This is a genomic window from Streptomyces sp. NBC_00203, assembly GCF_045206325.1.
GTDB lineage: Bacteria > Actinomycetota > Actinomycetes > Streptomycetales > Streptomycetaceae > Streptomyces > Streptomyces lutosisoli.
On sequence record NZ_CP108126.1, the window covers coordinates 6209864 to 6226480 of the forward strand.

General features: G+C 68.4%; 14 protein-coding genes. 10 read left to right on the forward strand and 4 right to left on the reverse strand.

What is annotated here, in order from left to right; all coding sequences use genetic code 11:
• Positions 1-32 precede the first annotated feature (32 nt).
• Positions 33-608 (forward strand): helix-turn-helix domain-containing protein, encoded by a 576-nt coding sequence (locus OG975_RS27820; protein WP_406332119.1) that lies wholly within the window; start codon positions 33-35, stop codon positions 606-608.
• A 111-nt stretch (positions 609-719) separates the two neighbouring features.
• Here the strand turns inward: OG975_RS27820 and OG975_RS27825 are convergent, their stop codons facing one another.
• Positions 720-923, reverse strand: a complete 204-nt coding sequence (locus OG975_RS27825) for a cold-shock protein (RefSeq protein ID WP_003998944.1) — start codon at positions 921-923, stop codon at positions 720-722.
• Between the two features lie 345 nt (positions 924-1268).
• On the opposite strand from OG975_RS27825, the gene OG975_RS27830 reads away from it, so the two are divergent.
• Entirely contained in the window at positions 1269-2117 is an 849-nt protein-coding gene (locus OG975_RS27830) for a menaquinone biosynthetic enzyme MqnA/MqnD family protein (RefSeq protein ID WP_406332120.1), read from the forward strand.
• A gap of 73 nt (positions 2118-2190) precedes the next feature.
• On the forward strand, positions 2191-3933 hold the full coding sequence (locus OG975_RS27835; RefSeq protein WP_406332121.1) for a serine/threonine-protein kinase: 1743 nt from the start codon (positions 2191-2193) through the stop codon (positions 3931-3933).
• Here the strand turns inward: OG975_RS27835 and OG975_RS27840 are convergent.
• Complete coding sequence (locus OG975_RS27840) at positions 3926-4540, reverse strand: hypothetical protein (protein WP_406332122.1); 615 nt, start codon at positions 4538-4540, stop codon at positions 3926-3928. The genes OG975_RS27835 and OG975_RS27840 overlap by 8 nt on opposite strands.
• A 117-nt stretch (positions 4541-4657) precedes the next feature.
• Between OG975_RS27840 and OG975_RS27845 the strand changes: the two genes are divergently transcribed.
• Positions 4658-7087: a protein kinase domain-containing protein gene (locus OG975_RS27845; protein WP_406332123.1), complete on the forward strand. Its 2430-nt coding sequence runs from the start codon at positions 4658-4660 to the stop codon at positions 7085-7087.
• Positions 7088-7161: 74 nt separating this feature from the next.
• Here OG975_RS27845 and OG975_RS27850 read toward each other — a convergent pair whose 3' ends face one another.
• Positions 7162-11730, reverse strand: a complete 4569-nt coding sequence (locus OG975_RS27850) for an FtsK/SpoIIIE domain-containing protein (protein WP_406336498.1) — start codon at positions 11728-11730, stop codon at positions 7162-7164.
• A gap of 240 nt (positions 11731-11970) precedes the next feature.
• Between OG975_RS27850 and OG975_RS27855 the strand changes: the two genes are divergently transcribed.
• Complete coding sequence (locus OG975_RS27855) at positions 11971-12276, forward strand: WXG100 family type VII secretion target (RefSeq protein ID WP_381246874.1); 306 nt, start codon at positions 11971-11973, stop codon at positions 12274-12276.
• Positions 12277-12361: 85 nt separating this feature from the next.
• On the opposite strand, the gene OG975_RS27860 is transcribed toward OG975_RS27855, so the two are convergent.
• Positions 12362-13054 carry a hypothetical protein gene (locus OG975_RS27860; protein ID WP_406332124.1) on the reverse strand — a complete coding sequence of 231 codons (693 nt, stop codon included), beginning with the start codon at positions 13052-13054 and terminating at the stop codon, positions 12362-12364.
• A gap of 85 nt (positions 13055-13139) precedes the next feature.
• On the opposite strand from OG975_RS27860, the gene OG975_RS27865 reads away from it, so the two are divergent.
• Genes OG975_RS27865 through OG975_RS27885 form a run of 5 tightly spaced genes read left to right on the forward strand, consistent with a single transcriptional unit; the run spans position 13140 to position 16613 of the window.
• Positions 13140-13445: a hypothetical protein gene (locus tag OG975_RS27865; protein WP_406332125.1), complete on the forward strand. Its 306-nt coding sequence runs from the start codon at positions 13140-13142 to the stop codon at positions 13443-13445.
• On the forward strand, positions 13442-14758 hold the full coding sequence (locus tag OG975_RS27870; RefSeq protein ID WP_406332126.1) for a putative T7SS-secreted protein: 1317 nt from the start codon (positions 13442-13444) through the stop codon (positions 14756-14758). The genes OG975_RS27865 and OG975_RS27870 overlap by 4 nt, the downstream gene beginning before the upstream one ends.
• A gap of 51 nt (positions 14759-14809) precedes the next feature.
• Complete coding sequence (locus OG975_RS27875) at positions 14810-15388, forward strand: hypothetical protein (RefSeq protein ID WP_406332127.1); 579 nt, start codon at positions 14810-14812, stop codon at positions 15386-15388.
• Positions 15385-16053: a hypothetical protein gene (locus tag OG975_RS27880; protein WP_406332128.1), complete on the forward strand. Its 669-nt coding sequence runs from the start codon at positions 15385-15387 to the stop codon at positions 16051-16053. The genes OG975_RS27875 and OG975_RS27880 overlap by 4 nt, the downstream gene beginning before the upstream one ends.
• The gene (locus tag OG975_RS27885; RefSeq protein WP_406332130.1) at positions 16050-16613 is read left to right on the forward strand and encodes a hypothetical protein; all 564 of its coding nucleotides are present in this window, start codon (positions 16050-16052) and stop codon (positions 16611-16613) included. The genes OG975_RS27880 and OG975_RS27885 overlap by 4 nt, the downstream gene beginning before the upstream one ends.
• Positions 16614-16617: the final 4 nt, after the last annotated feature.

Genomic DNA, 16617 nt, shown 5'->3' on the forward strand with positions numbered 1-16617 from the left:
AGGCGAACGATCGTACCGACGGAGCGAACAACGTGACCGAAGCAGAAGGCGGCCCCCCGTCCCGCCTCCCCCTCGACTGGATCGCCGCCTCCTTGCGCCGCGAACGCACCCGCGCCGGACTCTCCCTCTCCGAGCTCGCCAAGCGCGCCGGGATCGCGAAGTCCACGCTGTCGCAGTTGGAGGCGGCGAGCGGCAATCCGAGCATGGAGACGCTGTGGGCGCTGGGTGTGGCACTCGGTGTGCCCTTCAGCGCGCTGGTCGAGCCGCCGGCTCCGGCGGTCCAGGTGATTCGTGCCGGCCGGGGGCCCGCAGTCGCCTCGGAGCGGGCCGACTACGTCGCGACCCTGCTGTCGGCCAGCCCGCCCGGCGCCCGCCGGGACATCTACCACCTGCGGGCGGAGCCGGGCGCGGCCCGGGAGTCGGAGCCACACATTCCGGGCACGGTGGAGCATCTGATCGTGAGCACGGGGAGGGTGAAGGCGGGGCCTGTCGGGGACGCGGTGGAGCTGGAGCCCGGCGACTACATGGCGTACCGCGGCGACGTACCGCACGCGTACGAGGCGCTGGAGCCCGGGACGACGTTCGTGCTCGTGATGCAGCACGTGTGAGGCGGCGTCCGGGGACATAAAGGCAGGAGCCCCGCGACCGGCTGGCGCGGGGCTCCTTGGGTACTGCGATCCGTTCCGGATCAAAGCATTGGGCTCATGGAGCCCGCAGGCTTAGACCGGGGTGACGTTCTCCGCCTGCGGGCCCTTCGGACCCTGCGTGACGTCGAAGGAAACCGCCTGGTTCTCTTCGAGAGAGCGGAATCCGCTCGCGTTGATCGCGGAGTAGTGGACGAAGACGTCCGGGCCGCCGCCTTCCTGGGCGATGAATCCAAAGCCCTTTTCAGCGTTGAACCACTTCACGGTTCCGGTAGCCATAAGCCCTCCTTGGGCCCAAAGGGTTGCCCTGCTCCAGAACCTGCGATTGTAAAAACAACTGCATACGTCTGAAAACGACGAGAGCCCGCGGTTACATGCGCTCCGCAGGCTCTGTACTGCAAGGGAAACCAAACTGCAACTTGCGGCGAGCCTAGCACTCGGGCGGCCGAAAGCAATAGAGGGCAAGATCACGTCACCCGGAGGTTTGACCTGGGGCGGATCTGGGTTGACATCGAGGATGTCGAATCCCTGTCACAGGGGTTGACACGAGAGGGCGGGAGGGTTTCCGAAACCACACCGGACCCTGGAGACTGCACCGTACCTCATGGGGTCTAGCCTCGCGATGTGGACAATCCTCGCAACCGGCCGCGCGTCGGCCACATCCAGTTCCTGAACTGCCTGCCCCTGTACTGGGGGCTCGCGAGAACGGGCACGCTCCTCGACTTCGAGCTCACCAAGGACACCCCCGAGAAGCTCAGCGAGAAGCTGGTGCAGGGCGACCTCGACATCGGGCCCATCACGCTCGTCGAGTTCCTCAAGCACGCCGATGAGCTGGTCGCCTTCCCTGACATCGCGGTCGGCTGCGACGGTCCGGTGATGTCCTGCGTGATCGTCTCGCAGGTCCCGCTGGACCAGCTGGACGGCGCCCGGGTCGCCCTCGGCTCCACCTCTCGTACGTCTGTTCGACTCGCGCAGCTGCTGCTGGCGGAGCGCGTGGGCGTCCAGCCGTCGTACTACACGTGCCCGCCCGACCTCAGCCTGATGATGCAGGAGGCCGACGCCGCCGTACTCATCGGTGACGCGGCACTGCGCGCCAACCTCCTCGACGGCCCGAAGTTCGGCCTGGAGGTGCACGACCTGGGCGCCCTCTGGAAGGAGTGGACGGGCCTGCCGTTCGTCTTCGCCGTGTGGGCGGCCCGCCGCGACTACCTGGAGCGCGAGCCCGCCGTCACCCGCAAGGTGCACGAGGCGTTCCTGGCGTCCAGGGACCTCTCGCTGGACGAGGTCTCCAAGGTCGCCGAACAGGCGGCCCGCTGGGAGGAGTTCGACGAGCAGGTCCTGGAGCAGTACTTCACCACGCTCGACTTCCGTTTCGGCGAGCCGCAGTTGAAGGCCGTACGGGAATTCGCCCGGCGGGTCGGCTCGACCACCGGGTTCCCGGCGGACGTACGGGTGGAGCTGCTGACGCCCTGAGCGGGTTCCCGGAGGCGTACGGAACTACCCTGCTGGGCAGTGCGTCCGTGCGTACGGGGGAGGTGTGAGCGTCATGCAGCCGCTCGGAGTCGACGAACCCACGGTCGTGGGGCCCTACCGGCTGCTCGGCCGGCTGGGCTCCGGCGGCATGGGGCGGGTGTATCTGGGCCGCAGCGCGGGCGGGCGTACGGTCGCCGTCAAGATCGTGCACCCGCACTTCGCGCTCGACGAGGAGTTCCGCGCCCGCTTCCGCCGCGAGGTCGAGGCCGCGCGGCGGGTGGGCGGCGCGTGGACGGCACCGGTCCTGGACGCGGACCCGGAGGCGTCGGTCCCGTGGGTCGCCACGGGGTACGCGGCCGGCCCGTCGCTCGCGGCCGCCGTCGCGGACGGCGGCGGTCCGCTTCCGGCGCATTCGGTACGGGTACTGGGCGCGGGCCTGGCCGAGGCGCTCTCGGCGGTCCACGCGCTGGGTCTCGTCCACCGCGACGTGAAGCCCTCCAACGTCCTGCTCACCCTCGACGGCCCCCTCCTCATCGACTTCGGCATCGCCCGCGCCACCGACGGCACGGCGTCCCTGACGTCGACGGGCGTCTCGGTCGGCTCCCCCGGCTACATGTCCCCCGAGCAGATCCTCGGCAAGGGCGTCGCGGGAGCGGCGGACGTCTTCTCCCTCGGCGCGGTACTCGTGTACGCCGCGACGGGCGAGCCGCCCTTCCCCGGAGACTCCTCCGCGTCCCTCCTCTACAAGGTGGTGCACGAGGAGCCCCAGTTGGGCGCCGTGGAGGGGGAGCTGCGGGAGCTGGTCGCCGCGTGCCTGGCCAAGGACCCGGCCGCCCGCCCGACTCCGGACGAGGTGGCGGTCCGGCTCGCTCCGCAGAGCGCGGCCCGGCTGGTGACGGCGGGGTGGCTGCCGGGAGCCCTGGTGGAACAGGTGAGCCGAAGTGCCGTACAGCTGCTGAACCTTGACGCCACGGAGGCGACGCCTTCCGGGCCGGTGGGGTTCAGCAGTCCTTCGGTGGGGGCGAGTTCAGGTTCCGGGTCAGGGTCAGGGGCAGGGGCAGGGGCAGGGGTCGAGGGGCCGGTGTCCGATGGGGTGTTCGGGCCGCCGCCCGTGATGCCGGCGTACGGACCGGGCGCTGGGTCCGGCGTACCGGGGCAGCGCGAGGTGCTGCGGGTGCCCGAGCCGCAGGATGCGATCCCATCGCCCGCCGACCGCCCGGGCAGGGTCTCCGTCAGCGTGGCCGCGACCTCCGTCCCCGGGGCGAACGGCCGTGGCCGCAGGATGAGTTGCACGGTCGCCCTCGCGGTTGCGGGAGCGCTGGCGGCGGTGACGGTGGGGTCCACGTTCCTGTTCCACCTGCTGCCGGACGGCGGCGGGACGAACGACGCGGGCAGCTCGGCGGGCGGCGCACATCCCTCGGCCACCGCGAGCGCGAGTGTCCCGGGCCCCGGGGAGCAGCCGTCCACGATCCCGGCCTCCTATCTGGGCACCTGGGAGGGCGACGGCCTGGCCCTCAACGGCGCACTCCCCATGGGCACCTTCCGCGTCACCGTCCACCAGGCCGCCGTGGGCGAGGAGTTGGGCACCTTCCGGCAGACCGACCAGATCGGCGGCATCTGTGACGACGTACTCATCCTGAAGAAGGTCACGAAGAAGCAGCTCGTCGTCACGAGCGTCGCCAAGGAGTCCAACCGCGACGTGTGCACCAAGGGCAGGCACGAAGTGCGGCTCACTCCCGTCGGGAGCGACCTCAAGTACGAGACGGACAACGCGGATGCCGGTGATCCGGTGGCCCGGATGACGAAGGTCAAGTAGCGCGCTGCTGGGCCTTGTTGAGGTCCTTTCTGCGGGACCTCAGGTAGAGGGCGCCGATCAGCAGCGCGGCGGCGGCCACGGTCGCGGCGAGGCCCACCGCCCAGATGTACGGGTACTGGTCGTGAATCCAGCAGGGGTTGCCCCTCCGCCAGCAGCCGGGGTGACGGGAGCGACGTATGGGCCGCCCGCTCGCGAAGACCACGATCAGGCAGAACAGGATCGCGGCCAGCCCCGGAACGGTGGCGGCCACCCGGGCGAGCGAACGGGCCCTGCTCTTCTTCCAGTTCATGCGCAGCAGAGGCGTGATGGCGGCGGCCACCGCCAAGGGCAGGGCGGTGCCGACGGTGACCGCGAAGCCGTATCCGCCGCCGGGCCAACCGGGAGCGATGTCGCCCCAGAGGTCAGGCCCCCAGGTCTCCGTCGTGAACCCGAAGGAGACGAACGCGCCGATGATCGAGAGGACGAACAGCCAGGCGAAGAGCACCTCCCCCTTCGACATCTTCTCCTTGGCCCGCTGCCACGACGAGGGAGGCCGCTCCCGTGTGTGCTCGTAGCGCAACGCGGGCGCCGCGGCCCGTCGTCGCTTGGGTCTCGCCGATCCGCTCAAGGGACCTGCCCCCCTCATCAGTCCCGCCCCTCACTACTGTGTCTGCGATAGCGAACACCATTACCACCGCCGCACGCACGGGAAAAGCGAACGCGGACAACGGGGAAGGGCCCGACCATGGAGACACTGCAGCCGGACGATCCGCGGGAGTTGGGAAGCTACCGGTTGCTGCGAAGACTCGGTGCGGGCGGCATGGGCCGCGTGTATCTGGCCCGTTCGCCCGGCGGACGCACGGTCGCGGTGAAGGTCGTACGCCAGGACCTGGCCGCCGACGCCGACTTCCGCCGCCGCTTCGAGCACGAGGTCGAGATAGCGCGGGCGGTCTCGGGCCGCTACACCGCCCCGGTCGTCGACGCCGACCCGAGCGCGGCGCTGCCGTGGCTGGCCACGTCCTACGTGCTCGGCCCGGACCTCACCGACGTGGTGGAGGCCCACGGCGCCCTCCCCGAACGCACGGTCCGCGCGCTGGGCGCCGGGCTGGCCGCCGCGCTCCAGGAGATCCACGCGGCGGGCCTGATCCACCGCGACCTCAAGCCCTCGAACGTCCTGCTGGCCGCCGACGGCCCGCGTGTCATCGACTTCGGCATCGCGCGGGCGGTGGACGGAAACCGCATGACCCAGACGGGAGTTGTGGTCGGCTCACCCGGCTACATGCCGCCGGAGCAGGCCCTCGGCCGCGATGTCGGCACCCCGGGCGATGTCTTCTCCCTCGGCGCCGTCCTGACCTTCGCGGCCACCGGCCACAACGCGTTCGGCGACGACGCGGCCTCCCACGCGGCCATGCTCTACCAGATCGTCCACGGCGAATCCGACCTCACGGGCGTGCCGCAGTCCCTGCTCGGCCTGATCCGCGCATGCCTGCAGAAGGACCCGGCCCAGCGGCCCGCTCCCGCGGAGATCGTGGCCGCCCTGGCGCCGGGCGGCACCGCGACCGTACTGACCAACTGGCTTCCGTCGGCTGTGGCTTCGACGATCGCTACGCATGCGGCGGGGATCCTGGACCTGGAGGCCCCGGACGCGCCGGCTCCGGCTCCGGTGTTCGGCCCGGCGCCGACGATGTCGCCCAACGGAACATCCGGGTACGGGACTTCGGCTCCGGGGTACGGGACTCCGCCCGGTGGGACGCCTGTTCCGGGATACGGGACTCCGCCCAGCGGTTCGCCGGCTCCGGCGTACGGAACTCCGCCCGGTGGCACTCCTGCCCCGGCTTACGGCACCCCGGCCCCCGCTTACGGCACCCCACCCGGAGGCGCCCCGGCGGACCCCGCCACCGGAACCCCCCTCCCCGGCACCGTCCACCTCGGTGCGTCGGCTCCCGCCGCGCCCGCTCCCTCCCGCCGCCGCTTCCTCGGCCTGACCGCCGGTGTCGCGGGTGTCGCGGTCGTCGGTGGCGGCACCGCCTGGTGGCTGTCGCGGGACAGCGGTTCCGCCGGGGCGTCGGCGGGGGCGAACGGCAAGGGCGGCTCGACCGAGCCCGCCGCGGAGAACTTCACGACGCCTCCGGCGGGCGTGGCCCCGCAGCCGCTGTGGCACAAGTCGGTGGCGGAGGACAGCATCAGCACCAACGTGCCGCTCCTCACCCACGACGGCCTGCTGCTGATCAGCGGCGACCCGCTAGTGGCGTACGACGTGAAGACGGGCAAGGCCCGCTGGTCGAAGAAGGGCATCTGCCGCCCTGGCGCCCAACTCCTCTTCCATGATGGCAAGTTGTTTCTGTCCGACGGTGAGTACGACGGCGTGCTCGTCGCCCGTGACGTGGCGACCGGCGAGGAGGTCTGGCGCAGCCGCCTCGGCAAGGAACTGACCGTCGTGGACACGATCGCCATCGACGACAAGAACGTCTACGTCACGGTGACCGACTACAGCGACTCGAAGAGTGCCACCGACTACCGCACGGCTGTCGCCGCCATCAGCCACAGCACCGGAAAGAAGGTGTGGCTACAGAGGCGTGACTGGGGCACCAAGGACTACGACGTCCAGGGCACCGTCTCCGGCAAGTACCTGGTGTACGCCGATTCCAGCTACAACCTCACGGTGCGATCCACCGCCACGGGCGAGCAGCTGTGGACCAAGAAGGTCGGCGACGACTGGAGCTGGCAGCCCACGGTCGCCGCAGGTCTTGTCTTCCTCCCGGGCGAGAAGCTGACCGCCGTCGACGCGGACACCGGCGCGACCCGCTGGACGCTCTCGCCCAACGGCCGCCGCGGCTTTGTGAATCCGACGGTCATCGACGGTGTCCTCTACACCAGCGACTACGACGACGGCGTCTGGGCCGTCCACGTCAAGACCGGCAAGCGGATCTGGCTCTGCGAGGACCCGGGGGCGGACGAGGCGCCGGAGATGTTCCTGCGCGCCGGAACAACCCTCTACGGAGCATCGGGCCCGCTCGACGGAGGCGGCATCGTCGCCCTCAACGCCAAGACGGCCAAGGCCCGTTGGATGTACGACGACAACAAGGAGTCGGGCGAGCCCTGGCAGGTCGCGCTCGAAGGCAACCGCCTTCTGGTGACCCACGGCTTCGAGATCTACGCGCTGCCCGCGGTGTAAAACAGAGCGGGGCAGTGGGGTGTCCGTCCGGTCGACCCCACTGCCCGTTCCTCGATCCATGGGCGCCGCGCGCCCTACGTCGGCGTCGTCACCGTGACGTGCTCCCCGCTGCCCAGGTGCAGCATGCCCTTGCCCGGCGAGACGGGGCCGCCGACCATGCTGCGCGTCGTGCGGATGCCGATCAGTTCGCCCGAGCCCGACTCCTGCGGCGACAGCAGGATGCCGCGGCGGGCCTTCTTCGCGTCGACCTGCCAACCGGAGAAGCCGTCGCAGATCTCGTCCTCGTCACCGGCGATGACGACGGCCAGGCCTTCCTCGGCGCCGCGTTCGACGATGCGCTTGAAGACGTCCTCGGCGTCGCAGTCGTCCAGCACCTCGGCGTCGTCGACCAGGACGACGATCGGCTGCGCGGGCGTGGCCGACCCGATGGCCTCCTCAAGCTCGTCCTCGTCGACATCGCGGCCGGTGAAGACCTTCAACACGCCTTCCTGGCCGTCGAGTTCCCGCAGGGGCGACGGGCGCGGCGCCGCGATGATCAGGCGTACGCCCTGGGTGAGGTAGGAGCGGGCGAAGTTCAACAGGACCGTGCTGCGGCCGGACTTGGCGGGGCCGCCGATGACGAACGCCGGGATGCCCTGGGCGAGGTCGGGGCCGAAGGCGGTCAGCTCGTCGCCGCCGACGCCCGCGAGGGCCCACAGCGGGGCGGAGGCCGTTGCCGGGTCGCGCATCGCCCACGCGTCCGCGAAGGAGATGCGGCTCGGCAGGACGTCCACTCGGAACGGGCGCCGGGAGCGTGGGACTTCGGTGTCCCGGGCCGCCGCGGATTCGCCGATGGCGACCAGGGCGGCCGCCTGGCCCTGACCGGTGGTGTCCTCGGAGAGCAGGGCGAACTGCGTCTCCGTGGCGGTCTCGTTGCGGAAGGCGCGGCCGGGCGGGATCTCCTCGGGAACCTTGCGGGAGTTGATGTCCAGCATCGAGAAGTCGGCGCGGTCGGCGAGGCGCAGTCCGAACTTGTCCTCGGTGAGCGAGGAGATGCGCCCGGACAGGATCTGCCGGTCACCGGTGATGACGAGATGGATGCCGACGCTCGCGCCCTCGCGCATCATCGCCATGACCGTGTCGGTCAGGTCACCGTGGTTGTGCTCGCCGAGAGTGGGCAGCCAGCCCTCCCAGCGGTCGAGCAGCAGCACGATGTGCGGCAGCCGCTCGTCCTCGGTGACGGAGGCACGCTGCTCGCCGATGTCGGCGTAACCCTTGTCGGCAAGCAGTTCCTGGCGGCGGGTCAGTTCGCCGCTCAGTCGGCCGATGAGCCGCTCGACCCGCTCCAGCTGATTGCGGCTGACGACCGCACCGCAGTGCGGCAGGCGGGTCAGCGCGTTCAGGGCGCCGTTGCCGCAGTCGATGCCGTACAGGTGGACGTCGGCGCAGGAGTTCGTGCGGGCCAGCGAACCGGCAATGGTGCGCAGCACCTGCGAGCGGCCGGTGCGCGGGGCGCCGGCGACGATGAGGTGCCCGAAGGTGGCGAAGTCGACAGCCACCGGGCGGCGGGCCTGGTCGGCCGGGAGGTCCTCGATGCCGAACGGGGCGGCGGGCAGCGCACCCTGGCCGCGCACCGCCGGGAAGTCGTCCAGGAGGAGGGTCTCGTCCAGGGCCGGCAGCCATGGGGAGTGCTGCGCCGGGATGGCCAGCGCCGTGTTGGCCTCCCGTACGGCGTCCACCAGCACCTTGAGGTCGGTGATCTCGTCGTCCCGGCGCGCCTCGGTCTTGGGCTTCTGCAGCGCGGCCCGCCCCAGGTCCTGCCAGGTGAGCGGACCGGCCCACGGTGCGAGGGTCGCCGGATCGGCGGCGCCGGGGCGCCGGCCACCGACGCGGCCCGACTGGAAGGGGATGAGGGAGGCGTGGCCGAGGCGGACGTACGCACGACCCGGCGTGCTCTTGGAGATGTGCCCGGCCTCGGGCGCGTCGATGACGTCGGTGGACTCGCCGGCGTCGGTCACGCGCAGGGCGATGCGCAGGTTGGTGTTGGCGCGGATCTCGGGGGAGACGACACCACTCGGGCGCTGCGTTGCCAACAGGAGGTGAATACCGAGGGACCGGCCTCGCTGGGCGATGTTGACGAGACCCGTCACGAAGTCGGGCAGGTCGCGGACCATGGACGCGAACTCGTCGATGACGATGAGGAGTCGGGGCACCGGAGGGTGGGACGGATCCCGTCGCACCAGATCCTGATAGTCCTCGATGTCCTTGGCGTCGGCGGCGGCGAGGATGTGCTCGCGCCGCTTCAGCTCGGCGCCCAGCGACTCCAGGGCCCGCTCGACGAGGTGGGCGTCCAGGTCGGTGACCATGCCGACGGTGTGCGGGAGCTTGACGCAGTCCTTGAAGGCGGATCCGCCCTTGTAGTCGACGAGGACGAAGGTCATGTTCTCGGGCGTGTTGGCCACGGCGAGTGAAGCGACGATGGTCTGCAGCAGCTCGGACTTACCGGAACCGGTCGTACCGGCGATGAGGCCGTGCGGGCCGTCCTTCCGCATATCGATGCCGAACGGACCGTCGTAGGACTCACCGATGACGGCCATCGTCGACTGCCCGCCCATGCGCCATCGCGCGGCGATCGCGTCGCGCGTCGGCGGCTCCAGCTGCAGCACGTCCAGCAGACGGCTGGAGCCGGGCAGCGCGGAGTCCTCGCTCTCGCCGCTGATGTCGCGCAGGGGGGAGAGGGACCGGGCCAGCCGCGCGCACCAGGCGGGCGAGACGAAGTCGGGCCGTACGTTCGACTTCCGCAGCGCGCCGGTCTGTTCGACCCGCAGTCGCAGCTCGTGGACCTGCTCGGTGTGCTGCTCGGTCTGCTGGGCGGACGGGTGCCAGGCCTGGAAGGAGGGGAAACCGCCGACGGACTGCTGGGCCACGGGGGCGGCGGGGTTGCTGTTGTCGTCGGTGCGCCGGGGCTCGGCGACGACGAAGGCCTGGCACTCGCCGGGCAGGAACCGCTCCTCCTCGTCCAGGCAGATCGCGTAGATGGCGACGGCCGGACCTTCCCGCAGCAGTCGTACGACACCCGGCATCGACCGCAGCCGCCGCGACCCGTCCCATACGACGATGACGTCGGGGTCGGCGAAGGCGGGACCGTCGGTCTTGCTGCGGTTGCCCTCCCGCATGGCCTTCTGCCGCGCGTCGAGCAGCTGGGTCAGCTCGCCGACGCGCGCGCCGACGGTCTCGGAGTCGGTCCCGATGAGGACGTTGATGTCCTGCCCGCCGGACGGGCGGGCGTGCGGCAGCCAGCGCACCCAGTCCCAGCGCGTGTGGGCGTCGTTCTCCGTGAGCACGATGAACTGCACGTCCATCGGGCTGTGCAGCACCGCGGTCTGGGCGACGGCCCAACGCCCCAGCGCGTGCGCGGAGTCACCAGGTCCTGCGACGCCGATGACACCGAGGTCCTTGAGCGGCAGGGCGACCGGCGCGTCCTCGATGTACCACCGGACCTTGCGCTTGTGCTCGTCCTGCTCCGGGTCGTCGAGCTCGACGTCGGACGGCACGCGCCCGGTGCCGAACCGCAGCAGCAGATGGTCGGCGTCGGTGCGGCGCCGCTCCCACAGCCGGGTGCGCGGACCGGTGCCGGTGGCGAGGACGGCGGCGGGGTCGGGAACGGCCTGCCGCCGGTCCGACCGCTCGGTGCCGAGAGCCTCCTGAGCGTCCTTCTCGATCCGCTCCTTGTGCTCCTTGTACTCCTTGAGCTGCTTGGCGTGCGACTTCCGGCCGTGCTTCTTGTCGTTGAAGTAGTTGGCGAAGAGCATGATCGGGCTCATCACGGCCATGATCAGGTAGTACCAGCGCCCGAACATGAAGACCGACACCACGGCACCCACGAGCGGCAGCAACGCCATCAGCCACGGCAGCGGGCGCGCCTCGTAGTCACTGGGCGGGTTCGGCAGCGAGAAACGCGTCTGCCGCTCGGCGGGGCGCAGCCGCGGGGGCCGGTTGTAGTCGAGCCCGGCGCCGTCTTCGGACCACTTCAGGGCCGCGTTGGGCGGGGAGTAGGCGGTGAGCTCCAGGAGGCTGTTGCCCAGGGCGAGTTGGGCGCCGAGGGGCCAGTCGCCGCCGTCGAAGTCTTCGCCGTCGAGACGGGAGGACTCGTCGCTCTTGTTCTCTTTGTCGCGATGCAGGGTGACTTGGCAGGTGCCGTCGATGGCGATGGAGAGGGTGGCGGCGCGATGGGCGAGCTCGGTGTCGTCGACGCGAATGTGGGCGGCGGGCCCGCTGCCGATGTCGTATCTCCCGACCCCGAGCCGGTGCACGGCGCCGGCCGCGGGACCGCCGGCCACGCGGAACTCCACGACGCCGGTGGGCTCTCCGAGGATGCAGCCGGCGGGGTCGTGGAGGCTGACGACGGCGCCGTCGCGCAGGGGCGAGCCGACGACGGTGGCGCCGGGGTCGAGGGCGTACCCGTCGACGTAGGCGTGAGGTGCTGTCGATCCCCCGGGGCCGCGATGCGCCCCGATGGGGATGATCTGGGCGCCGCCACCCAAACCGACATGCCGCGCCAACTCCTGGGCTATGTCACCGACCGTGGACTCCGGATCGGCGTCGAGCACCACATCGGCACTGGCCCCGCCGAGCGGGTCGACGACGGTCAGACTGAGGCGCACGTTCATCCCCCAACACACTGAGAACACTCAACACAGTGGAAGTGACCTTAGCCGCCACCGCTTTGCTGGATGTAACGGGATGTACACCGGTTCACGATTCCCTTGCAACAGGCCACTGCGGCCACACGGGCCACACCCGTAAGATCTTTGCTCATGCGGACGGCCGACGGACAGTCGCCCGATCCGCGCGAACAGTGCCACGGGGAAGGCCCTGCGGCCACAACGGGAGGGAGAGCCGTCATGGGCAAGGGCAAAGACGCAGACCTTACTTATCACGAGATGGAGAAGGTCGCGGGTGACCTGATCAAGGACATGCACGACCTGGAAGACAAGATCAAGAACGTCGAGAAGCGGGTCAGCAACCTGGTGGAGCAGGGCTTCACCACCCAGAAGGCCTCCGGAGCGTACGACGACTCCATGAAGGACTTCAGCAAGGGCGCGACGAAGACCATCCAGGGCCTGCACGGTCTGTCGGACTTCCTGAAGAAGGCCAAGGAAGCGTACGAGCAGCTGGATGACCAGCTCGCCAAGCAGGCCAAGGGCTGACAAGCCCTCGACCGGTTTGCTGCTGGGGGCGGTGGGGCGCGATTCCGCGATTCACGGTGGGTTCATGCCTCACCGCACCCTCGGTTCATGCTTCGGCGCTGCTGACCTCGCCGGTCTGCGGATGGCGCATCAGGTACTTGTGGAGATCACTGCGCATCTCCTCCGTCGTCAGAGCCAGCCAGGAGCCGTCCGCGAAGCGGATGCGCAACTTGTTGTTCTCGTACGCGGGGAGCAGGTCCTCCAGGACGGCCTCTCCGGCGGGAATCTCGGCGACGACACGCATGCGGTCCTCCCTGCGGACGGAGACCCGCTTGGGTGGTGCGGCCAGCAGGATGCGGCCCTCGGAGAGCACGACGAACCGCTGGTGGTGGGAGGAATGGCTGTACCAGCGAAGCAGGAACTGGGCGGCTGCCCCGTTCCAGTCGCCGTCGAAGGTCTGGTCGAGGCCGAGTTCGACGATGGCCTCGTCGCGCCGCTTGGTGTCGCGGTCCTCGGCGAGGACACGCTCGCGTTCCTCTCCCGTCGCCAGCCAGTTATTGAGCGCCTGCCCGCAGGTGACGATCAGGGCCAGCAGCATGAGGACGAGAATGAACGGTCCGCCGAGTACGAGACCGAGCACATTGAGCGGCCTCATGAACGCAGGCCTCAGCGCTCCCGCTCCGGCGGCTTCGCGTACATCCGAGGGAGGCTCCGGAATCTTGCCGATCGTGCACCAGGATCCGGCGTCCGGGGTGACGCCGAGGCGGATGCGTATGGCGCGGGCGGTGCTCCTGGACAACCGGTCTCACCTTCCTCTTCCTCGCTGCTCTCGGGGGGCGAAGCCTCGCAGCAGTGTCTCATGTTCACAATGGGGGAATTCTTCAATGGCTGACAAAACCGCGTACGACCTCGACATGATTAAGGGGTGTTCGCGAACACTCGGCAAGATCCATCGAGAGTTCGAGCACCACGGAAATCCCGCGGACGGTTACGGCGACGATCTCGGGCATGGTGGCCTGAAAGACGCCTTTGATGACTTCGGCGACACCTGGAAGAAGACGCGCAAGAAGCTCACGAAGGAACTTAAGAAGTTGGCTGACTACACCTCAGCTGCGGCCCAGAAGTACGAAGAGATCGATCATGAGTTGGCGAAGGCCATTGCCAGTGCCACGGGGAAGGGCAAGAAGTGAGCAGGCGATCGAGCGACTGGCCGCCCCTTTGGGATGACGACCCCACACCGGGTGATCCCGATGAAGTCGCGGCGCTCGGGCGCAAGTTGCGCAAAATGGCCGAGATGATCGACGAGCAGTCGAAGGTCATCAAGGCGTTGTCCTCGGTGGAAGGCTGGGACAGCGATGCCGGGCGGGCCTTCAACGAGATTGCCGACGGAGCCGGCGACCGACTCAAGAAGGCCTTCGACAGGTACGACGAGGCGGCCAGCGCGCTCGGCACCAAGGTCGCTGAGGGTGAGTCCCAGGAATTCGCCGGCGAGCTGCACCGAGCTCAGAAGAAGGCCGACAAGGCACTTGCAGATTATCGGGAGGCCAAGAGCGATCACGACCTTGCGCAACGGGAAGTGAAGAAGTTCACGGACAAGTATCTCGTGAGTCAAATTCCCGAGGCAGACATGCCCGAGTATGAGCGGTGGAAGAAGAAGCAAAACGAGGCGTTGCATCGCATCGGGCAGGCACGCAAAGACGTGAAGGGCGCCAAGGACATCTTCGACGATGCCGGGGACCGCGCTGCCAGACGTATTAGGAACGTGGTGCACCATGACGCCGTCCGTGACCCAGGCGGATTCATGAACTTTCTTGCCGACTGGGCGGATATGTTTTCCAATATATCGGCGATCTTGTCCGCCCTGACGGTAATCTGCGCGTTCATCCCCCCGTTGCAGTTCCTCGTGCCGCTCTTCGCCACTCTCGCGGTGCTCACGAGCGCTGCGGCGTTGGCAGGCCACGCGTACGACATGTCGGTTCGTGGTGGAAAGGTGGACTGGCTGAGGCTCGGAACGGATTTCCTTGGTGTCTTGCCGGGGCTTGGAGCGTTCAGGGGCTTTACGGCACTCAAAGGCCTCAAGGGCCTCTCCAAGCTGAGGGGATTGAGTGTGTTCAAAGGCGGAACTGCGGTTGAAGGAATCGGACAGAACCTGCTCAACGGCTTCAGCGTGAAGATCGTGAACGGAACCCTTGCCAAGGGCATCAAGATCGGTAGCAAGTTCAAGATTCCCAACATGCCCAAGGAGTTCGTGCCGATCGACGGTAAGCGGATCACCGGAGTGATCAAGGGAACGGGACTTGCGAGTGCTCTGCACCGGATGTTCAGCGGAGAGAACGGTGATAGGACCGGGTACGTGCTGCCGCCGGATTCGCCCGCCCCTTCCCCCACCCCGGGCCTGACACCGTCGCCGAAGACCGGTGACCAGGAGTCGCCGGCCACGACGACCCCCAGCCCTTCCCCAGGTGTTTCGGCGGCGCCATTCCATGCGGCCTTGGCCGCCTGAGTAGAGCGTCACGACGACTAGTTGAAGCCGTATGAAAGGAGGTTGGTTGGTGTGACTGATTCAGTCGAACTCGAAGAATGGGAATTCATTGGCCGCAGGGGAGGCGATCCTGTGCGGCTCGTGCCCGGCGAAGTGATTTTCGCGGTCCCTGCTGTCAAGGCGCGTGCGGAGGAGGCGAACAAGGAGCTCCGCTTCGACTTCGTGGACGACGGGGCCGTACTGAAAATGCTCCGGCAACGGCATCGCGACGAGGAAGCAATGTTCGGCGCGGGTTTCAAGTGGGGTGTCCCCCTTGCGATCATCGGTTTCGGCGCGGCTGTCTACTGGGGCGGTGTGGCACAGTACTGGGAGTCGAGTTCGGCGCGGAGCGGGTATCTCGCTGCGGCCGCAATCGTCGTCGTGTCTCTGCTTGCTCTCTTTGTCCGCAGTGCGGTGAAGCACTGGGGCGATCCGGTCCGACAGAACCTCCGAGCCCGTGCCCGCAAGTACCGGGAGCTGGCGCACATGGCCCGTAGCGGAGGAGCGGATATTCCTGCCCACTATCCTCACTACGGCCCCTATCCCTTCGCGGCGAATTTCCACCCGGACGCGGAGAACGCAGAAACCACTGATGATGAAGGCCGGCCGTGACAGCGACAACATCTGAAGAAGGCCTCCGGGGATCGGTCGGAAGCGGGGGAATCGATGTCCGCTGGATCATGCCGGAGGGAATGTTCGAGATCCCGATGGACGCGGAGGACTTGGACGATACCGCGGAGCAACTGATTGATCTGGCCCGCAAGGTGATGCCGGAGGCGACCTTCGAGGTGCAACTGGAGTGGGCCCTCATGGTCGCCGCCCACTACGACTCCTTCGTAGAGGCCGGCATCCAGTACTCGGGCTTCGTCATGACCGAAGTGGAGGGCACCCGTTGCACCGCCACGGTGAGTGTGAGCATGATCGACCTGGATGAGCGCACGGGTTCCGACCCCGCTGGCTTCATCGGCTCGACGATGCGGCACCTCGGGCTCGGACAGGTCAGCGAGATCGAACTGCCCTGTGGACCAGCCGTCTCCTGCATCGGAAGGCGGAAGAGCAGCCTGGACGGGAGCCTTACGGCTTCCGGAGAGGATGAGCCGATCTGGACATCCTTCATCCAGGTTCAGATACCGCTGAACAATGGGACTCTTCTGGTCATGGAGATGGGGACTCCGACCCCCGAGGGCTGGGAGGTCTTCTCGTCCATGTTCGCGGGCGTGGTCAAGAGCGTCCGTCTGTTCAACGATGCGGGCAAACCGCTTGTGATGCCGAGATGACGGCAGGCCAGATGGCTGAGTCGCCGCCCAAGGACTATCGGTTGCTCGTCCCCCGGGACTGGTTCCGAATCGACCTCACCCAAGACCGTTGGCGTGGGCAGCTGAAGACGTTCGTGGACCGTCAAGCTGATGGGAAGAGCGTCCGGGCGGAAACCAAGCAAGACGCCTGGGCCGCCCTGCGCAACACCGCCGAGGCCGGGGTCAGAGAGGGAGCACTCGAGTACTTCTTGAGGCCTGAGCTGGATGACGGCAGCATCATGCCGGCCTCGCTCATCGTTTCCCTGATTCCTCGAACCGGATCCCTGGCACCTCGGGACCTTGCGCAGTCGTTCGAGGTGAGGGAGGAACAGAACGGCCGCGCCGCAGAGGTATCGATCCTCAGCCTCCCCGCCGGCGAAGCGGTACGGATCCTCACCCCGACCACCCTGGACCTGTACGTCGAGATGCCCGCAGCTGTTGGCTATCTGGTGCTCGCGTTCGCGGTACCGGTGACCGGGATGCAGGGACCGATGCTCAGGCTGTGTACGTCGATTGCGGAGTCCCTGCGCTGGATCGTGTGACTCC

Bases quoted from the DNA above. Each gene is read 5' to 3' on its own strand.
- OG975_RS27865 (WP_406332125.1), top strand. From the start codon at position 13,140: ATGGCTGACAAAACCGCGTACGACCTCGACATGATTAAGGGGTGTTCG.
- OG975_RS27845 (WP_406332123.1), top strand. From the start codon at position 4,658: ATGGAGACACTGCAGCCGGACGATCCGCGGGAGTTGGGAAGCTACCGG.
- OG975_RS27825 (WP_003998944.1), bottom strand. From the start codon at position 923: ATGGCTACCGGAACCGTGAAGTGGTTCAACGCTGAAAAGGGCTTTGGA.
- OG975_RS27885 (WP_406332130.1), top strand. From the start codon at position 16,050: ATGACGGCAGGCCAGATGGCTGAGTCGCCGCCCAAGGACTATCGGTTG.
- OG975_RS27835 (WP_406332121.1), top strand. From the start codon at position 2,191: ATGCAGCCGCTCGGAGTCGACGAACCCACGGTCGTGGGGCCCTACCGG.
- OG975_RS27855 (WP_381246874.1), top strand. From the start codon at position 11,971: ATGGGCAAGGGCAAAGACGCAGACCTTACTTATCACGAGATGGAGAAG.